Annotated in this window: 6 protein-coding genes; 1 reads left to right on the top strand and 5 read right to left on the bottom strand. The window is 61.3% G+C overall.

The features are described 5' to 3' along the window. Nucleotides 1-71: 71 nt before the first annotated feature. The 5 genes from ABI_RS10805 to ABI_RS10785 all read right to left on the bottom strand — a co-directional run bounded on the left by ABI_RS10805 (nt 72) and on the right by ABI_RS10785 (nt 5,145). The gene (locus ABI_RS10805; RefSeq protein WP_157138861.1) at nt 72-692 is read right to left on the bottom strand and encodes a DUF2939 domain-containing protein; all 621 of its coding nucleotides are present in this window, start codon (nt 690-692) and stop codon (nt 72-74) included. A 92-nt stretch (nt 693-784) separates the two neighbouring features. Then, the gene (locus ABI_RS10800; protein ID WP_006272995.1) at nt 785-1,852 is read right to left on the bottom strand and encodes an SGNH/GDSL hydrolase family protein; all 1,068 of its coding nucleotides are present in this window, start codon (nt 1,850-1,852) and stop codon (nt 785-787) included. A gap of 57 nt (nt 1,853-1,909) precedes the next feature. Continuing rightward, nucleotides 1,910-2,977 (bottom strand): zinc-binding metallopeptidase family protein, encoded by a 1,068-nt coding sequence (locus ABI_RS10795; RefSeq protein WP_006272994.1) that lies wholly within the window; start codon nt 2,975-2,977, stop codon nt 1,910-1,912. Nucleotides 2,978-2,986: 9 nt separating this feature from the next. Beyond that, nucleotides 2,987-4,066 (bottom strand): SGNH/GDSL hydrolase family protein, encoded by a 1,080-nt coding sequence (locus ABI_RS10790; RefSeq protein WP_006272993.1) that lies wholly within the window; start codon nt 4,064-4,066, stop codon nt 2,987-2,989. Then, entirely contained in the window at nt 4,063-5,145 is a 1,083-nt protein-coding gene (locus ABI_RS10785; protein WP_006272992.1) for an SGNH/GDSL hydrolase family protein, read from the bottom strand. The genes ABI_RS10790 and ABI_RS10785 overlap by 4 nt, the downstream gene beginning before the upstream one ends. A gap of 125 nt (nt 5,146-5,270) precedes the next feature. Between ABI_RS10785 and ABI_RS10780 the strand changes: the two genes are divergently transcribed. After that, the gene (locus ABI_RS10780) at nt 5,271-6,116 is read left to right on the top strand and encodes a hypothetical protein (RefSeq protein ID WP_006272991.1); all 846 of its coding nucleotides are present in this window, start codon (nt 5,271-5,273) and stop codon (nt 6,114-6,116) included. Nucleotides 6,117-6,120: the final 4 nt, after the last annotated feature.

The following is a 6,120-nucleotide window of genomic DNA, read 5'->3' as shown; positions in this document are numbered from 1 at the left end:
CTTGCCATGGCACGGGCCACCCCGCTCCCCATCGTCGATAGGGAGGAGAAGGAAGAAGTAAGTACTGCTCTTTATCCTGCCGGAGAGGCGGCGGTGGCTTCTTCGCCGGCCTTGGGCAGGGCAATGTGGGTCAGTTCCCAGTGGGTCAGGCCCTTGCGCTCGAAGGTAAAGGTGGTCACGCCGCGTTCGGGGTCTTCGACGGTGAGGCGGGCCCGCTCCAGGCTCATGAAGCTGTACTTCGGCATGGGCGGCTTGGCGTCGTAGCTGGCCATGTCGAACTTGGGCGCGTCTTCACCAGCTCCGTAGGTCAGGGCCAGCAGAGATTTCGGCTTCAGATAGGATTCGACATCGACAACCGGAATGAGCGGCGCCTTGGGGGCGTTCGGGTTGGTCAACTGATCCCACGCCTTGCCGACCGTCTTGGAAACGTCTTTCAACACATTGCCGGTGGCGCCGACCGGATCGGTGACTGCGGACGGCGGAGGTGCGGCAACGCCTTCGTCGCCGGCGAGCAGTTGCGCCTTCAAACCGGTGCGCACCGAATCGAAGCGGACCAGCTTGGCCAGGGCAGCGACGTCTTCGGTCTTGGCGGAACTGCGGACATCATAGAAGGTGATCATCGGGGCGGCGTAGAACAGCCCGCCACCCAGGACCACGGCCACCAGAAAGACAACGGTCAGAAAACGCCACACGGCAACCACCCCATAAAACCCATCGTTAACCATTCCTAACACGCCGATTCGCGCTTGTCAGGCGTGTTCGCCATTTCGGCGGCGACTGTGCCTCATTTGCCCTGCCAGACCTCGGGATGGGCCTCCAGCCAGGCGATGAACATTTTCGCTATATTGGCGTCGTCCCGCGTGTTGGGGTGGCCATTGCAGCCGTCGCTGACCGTCGGCGGGATGGTCAGGCGGGCGATCTTAGTTTCGCCGTCGGCTTTCAGCGCTTCGTAAACCGCGGTCGTGCCCTGGGTATAGCCGTTGCGTTCATCCGGCGAGGTCAGAATCAGGAAGGCGTCCGGATTGGTCTTGCGAAGGTTCTTGACGAACCGGACGTAGGTTTTTTCGTAATCGGCCTGAAGGGCGGCTTCGTCCTTCCACGGTTCGCCCGCGGCAACCGGCGTGGAAAAATCGTTGCCGCCGATGCCGATGACCATCACTTGCGGCATCCAGCCGTCACGCGGCGCCGGGGTCGGATCGTCGAACAGGGCGCGCGGATAGAGCATCGGCATGCGGTATTTCGGGTGCTCGAAGCCACCATAGTTGCGCACCATGCCCAGGCCCGAGAAGGCATTGATCTGGTAGTCGGCCGTGAAGTGTTTGGCGATAATCGGGCCAAAGCCCTGCTGGGCGTCGGTGGTTTCGAAAATGTCCTCAGGCGTGCAGTCGCTATAGGGCGAGGTGTTGCCGTAACCGACGGTGAGGGAATCGCCGACAAATTCGATCTGGCGGGTGAGGGCGGCGGCCGGCGTCCCGGGCCAGCCGACAAATCCGAGGAACTGGCCGGTGGCATATTGGGTTTCCGAGCGCTTTTCGACGCGGACGGTGTGGGAACCTTCCGGCAGGGAGATATTCACCTGGGTGGCGCCAGGCTTTTTGACGATCAGCAGCGGCTTGCCGTCGACCACGACATTGAAATTGCTGTTGTCGTCTTGAAACGCCAGGCTGATGACGGGGCCCTTGGCCTGGGTCTCGAAATAGACGCCGGGCCATTGATGGCTGTAGCCCTGGGCGTGGGGGAGGACCTTGCCGACGACCTTCATCGGCAAGAGGACCGCCGGTTCGGTGGGCTGAGGGATGGACTGTTGTACGGGGCTCAGCATGGCAAGGCTCATCAGGGCGGCAATTAACATGACCTATCCTCTCGGTTTTGCCGCGACTTAAGGCCCAATCCCTCCCGAAGGCAAGGTTTAGACCTGACGCGTCAGCAGTCCGTGCACGTAGCCCATCTTCTGTTTGATCGCCGGGGTCAGGATGAAGGGATACAGGTCGCGTTCGCCCATCGAATGGTGGATCGAGTTCAGTGCCACCGACAACGGCACCCAGACCTCGGCGATTCGTTCGAAATCCAGCACCGAATAGGGGTCGAAATTGGCGTGGCTGGTGGCCAGGTCAGGCGACACCGGCGCCAGGGCGATGCCGAACATATGCGCCGTCTCCAGGCTGTCGATAATGTGCAGCACGTGGGCGAAACACTCGGCGAAGTCCTCCCACGGATGGGAGGTGGCGTAGAAGCTGATGTAGTTCGAGCCCCATCCGCGCGGCGGGCCCTCGCGGTAATGGCGTTCCAGCGCCTGGCCATAATCAACGCTTTCGTCGCCAAAGATGGCGCGGAAGCCGTCGATCTTGCCAGCATCGCGAACCATACGGTTCCAGATGAAGTGCCCGGTTTCGTGACGGAAGTGACCCAGCAGGGTGCGGTAGGGCTCGTTCATCATGGCGCGCTGCTGTTCGCGCGTCGGGTCGTCGGCCTCGGCGGCACGGATGACGATGTGGCCTTCGTCATGGCCGATCATGACTGGGTTGCAGGAACCATCGGGCAGGATTTCATCCTCCTTCAGATCGAAGCGCAATCCGCCCTGTGGATCTTCCAGGCGGCTTTGGCGGGGCAGATCCAGGCGCAGGAAGGAATAGAAGAGGTGACGCTGGGCATCGGAGATGGCGCGCCAGCGGCGCAGACCGTCGGACGTCTTCGGATTAGGCACCAGACCGTTATAGCGGCAGGCGACGCAGTATTTTTCGCCGCCTTCTGCCCGAACCAGCCAGTTGCAGACATCCCAGACGGCGTTGCCACAGAAGCGATAGATGAATTGCTGCTGATCGATGCGGCGCCACAGGTCGGATTGGGTGGAGTCGGGCCGAACCGGATGCAGGCAGATCTCGTCCGAGACAAAGCCCAGCCGCATCCCGCAATTCAGGCACGAACGGTTTTCGAAGTAGATGGCATTGCCGCAGTTGTCGCAGCGAAAAAGTCGCATAGTCTTCCTTTAATCCCCTTGCCAAACCTCCGGGTGGGCTTCGATCCAGGCGACCAGAAGGTCGCGGACCGTCTGGCTGTCGGCCAGAGACGGGTGGTAGTGGCAACCGGTGTAGGTTAGGGAATTCAGCGGTAAGAAGGCGATGTGGCGCTCGCCTGATGCCTGTAAGCCTTCCATGACCTTTTTGACCTGGGTGGTGTATTCGCCCTGCATCTGGTCGGTAGCGGTCAGGATGACGTAGGCGCCGGGGTAGCGTGCACGCAGGTCGTGGACGAATTTGGTATAGGTGGCAATATAGTCGGCGTGCAAGGCCTCACGCGTCGCCCATTTTTCGCCGGGATTAAGCGGAGTCGAGAAATCGTTGGTGCCCAGGCCGATGACGATGACGTGGGGCTGCCAGGCGTCGGCATTGCGCGTCAGGGTGATACCATTGACGCGGACATCGAACGGGTAGGCGAGGGGCAGTTGCAAACCCTCGCCGCCATTGTAGTTGCGCACGATGCCCTTGCCGGAAATCGCGCTGAAACGGTAGTCGGCACCGAAATGCTTGGCCGTCAGCGTGCCGAAGACGCGGCTATTGTCGGTGGTGGCCCAGACTGTGTCCGTGGTGCAGTCGACGGTGGTCGAGGTGTTGCCGTAACCGACGGTGTACGAATCTCCGATGAATTCGATGCGGCGCGCGGCAGGCGCCGGCGCGGGCAGGACATTGGCCTGATCCGGGACGAAAAAGCCCGAGAAGGTGGCCGGTGTCCACTCCGACTCGGTGACCTTTTCGACGCGGATGGTGTGTTCCCGGTCGGCCAGAGGCCCCAGTTCTATGTCACCCTGGCCCGGCTTGGTTTCGGTCAGAACCTTTTTGCCGTCGAGGTAAAAGTTCAGGATGTTGGCGTCGTCGCTGAGGCGAACCACGACCGATGTGCCCTTGAAGCGCGATTCGAAATAGGTGCCTGGCCATTGATGGACATAGCCGTCGGTGGCATTGGCCTGGGGCATGACCCGGCCGCCAGTCTTCATCGGTAGCTGGACTTCGGCGTGGGCCGTGGCCGCCAGCAGGAAAAGCGGGGTGAGCAGAGGCAGGAAGCGCTTCACTTGTAACTCCATAGGTCCGGATGGGTGTCGATCCATTGCGTCAACTGCGCGCTGATCTTGCGGTGATCGTTGAGGTCGAGATGCCAGTGACAGCCGGTCAAGGCGAACTCACCGAGTGTTACGCTGTCGACGCGCGTTTCGCCACCGGCTTTCATAGCGGCGACGACGGCGTCGACGTGAGGGGCGACCTTAGGGCCGTCGTAGTTGGTGACCAGCAGGAAGGCGTTGGGATGGCGTTGGCGCAGATCTTTGAGAAAGACAACGTAGGACGCTTCGAAATCGGCGGCCAGGGCGTCTTCGGACGGCCATTTTTCACCCGTCTTGACCGGGGTCGAGAAGTCGTTGCCGCCCAGGCCTACGACGATCAGGTGCGGTTTCCACGATTCGTCCTCGTACAGGGTTTCCTTATCGAACAGGACATAGGGGTAGAGGGCGGGCAGCGGCTCGCCGGGCGCGATGCCATCATAGTTGCGCACCACGCCGCGGCCGGAAAAGGCGTTGATCTGGTAGTCGGCGTCGAAACGCTTGGCTGTCAGAGGACCGAAGGCCTGGGAGGTGTCGGTGGTGGCCCAAACCTCGTCCTCGGTACATTCCTGTTTTGGGGAGATGTTGCCGTAGCCGACCGTCCAGGAATCGCCGATGAACTCGATCTGACGGGCTCGGGGTTTCGGTGCCTTTAATACGGACGTCGTGTCGGCCACCGAAAAGCCGACAAAGGCGCCAGCATTTTTCTGCGACTCGGTCAGGGTCTCAACGCGGATGGTATGTTCTGCGTCGAAGGCCAGGTCGTAGGTGACATAGCCCAGGGCGGGCCTGGTCTCGGTGGCGACACGGACGCCGTCGACATAGACGGCACTGATGTTTTCCGAATCGTTGAAGTTGACGGTGACGGCCTTGCCTTTGAAGCGCGCTTCGAAATAGGCGCCCGGCCATTGGTGGCTATAGCCCGAGATCTGGTCGAACGCACCGACACGACCGCCGAAATGGACTGGAAGGAGATGCTGCGGCCGCAGCGGTTCCGCCGGGGCCGTGGTGGCGGGTAAAAACCCCAGAAGCAAAGCGGCCATTATGCGGTGCATAGGCGTTTCCCCATCGTTGGCTCGATCTTGGCGGTCGGCGCCGCGAACGTCAACGTCTTGACATTTAACCCCACCTGTATCGCAAATGGTTAACAGCCGGAAGCTGCGGGGAGACGCGGGTGCAAATGACCGACAATTGGTTCACCGTCCTGTCGCTGGGCAGCGTTGCCCTGGCGCTGGTGCTGATCGTCATCCTGATCGTGCGGTCGGTGTTTCACATCCTGCTTGCCAATACGCGCGGCAAAGCCGGCCATGACCGTGCGTTTGATGGCTGGAAGGCGGCGCGCGTCATCGTGGTCATTCTGGGTGCCGCAATGGCGGGGATTACCATGGCGGTGCGACCGGCGGGGTTCTTGCCGCAGGTGCTGATCTGGGCCGGGCTGTTCGCCGCCATCTGCTTGCCGCTGCTGATTGCCATCTGGGAGATCCGGGTGGTCGACATGGAAAAGCCGGTCAACCAGGATGGCCCGCGGCGACTGGGGCTGGCCGGAAAGAACCTGCTCTATATATTGGGGCTGCCCGGGATGATGACGGTCTTCGTCATGGCCGGTGTAGCGTTGAACCCGGAACGCGGTGGGGTGGCGTCGTTATGGAACCCGCCGGTAACGGTAAGCAGCGAGACCAACTATTACTTCCTGCCGCGCCCGACTGCCTGTTCGCAGTGGCTGAGACAGGCCGGAGCTGTCGACCTGCCTTCGGTAGGGGCGGTGTCGCCGGACCACGCGGTGATGACGGCGGAATACTGGCTGGATGCGACCCTGAACCAGATCACCTTCAATGCCTTCGATACGTCGGGCTGCTATTTGCGCCGGGTCGACTATAACCGTGAGAATGCTCGCATGGTGGCGGCGGTGACGGCCTACAACTTCATCCTGCTGTTCGTCATCTCGACCATTATCTATTCGGTGTTCAAGCATAAGGTCCGCAAGGGCGTAGCCAAGGCGACGGCGCATACGGCTGACGGCGCTTGATCAA

Source organism: Asticcacaulis biprosthecium C19 (assembly GCF_000204015.1).
GTDB lineage: Bacteria > Pseudomonadota > Alphaproteobacteria > Caulobacterales > Caulobacteraceae > Asticcacaulis > Asticcacaulis biprosthecius.
This window is presented reverse-complemented; position numbering and strand designations above follow the sequence as displayed.

What these genes read in the sequence shown, in the direction of transcription:
- ABI_RS10800 (WP_006272995.1), bottom strand. Translation starts at nt 1,852, where the DNA reads ATGTTAATTGCCGCCCTGATGAGCCTTGCCATGCTGAGCCCCGTACAA.
- ABI_RS10795 (WP_006272994.1), bottom strand. Translation starts at nt 2,977, where the DNA reads ATGCGACTTTTTCGCTGCGACAACTGCGGCAATGCCATCTACTTCGAA.
- ABI_RS10785 (WP_006272992.1), bottom strand. Translation starts at nt 5,145, where the DNA reads ATGCACCGCATAATGGCCGCTTTGCTTCTGGGGTTTTTACCCGCCACC.
- ABI_RS10780 (WP_006272991.1), top strand. Translation starts at nt 5,271, where the DNA reads ATGACCGACAATTGGTTCACCGTCCTGTCGCTGGGCAGCGTTGCCCTG.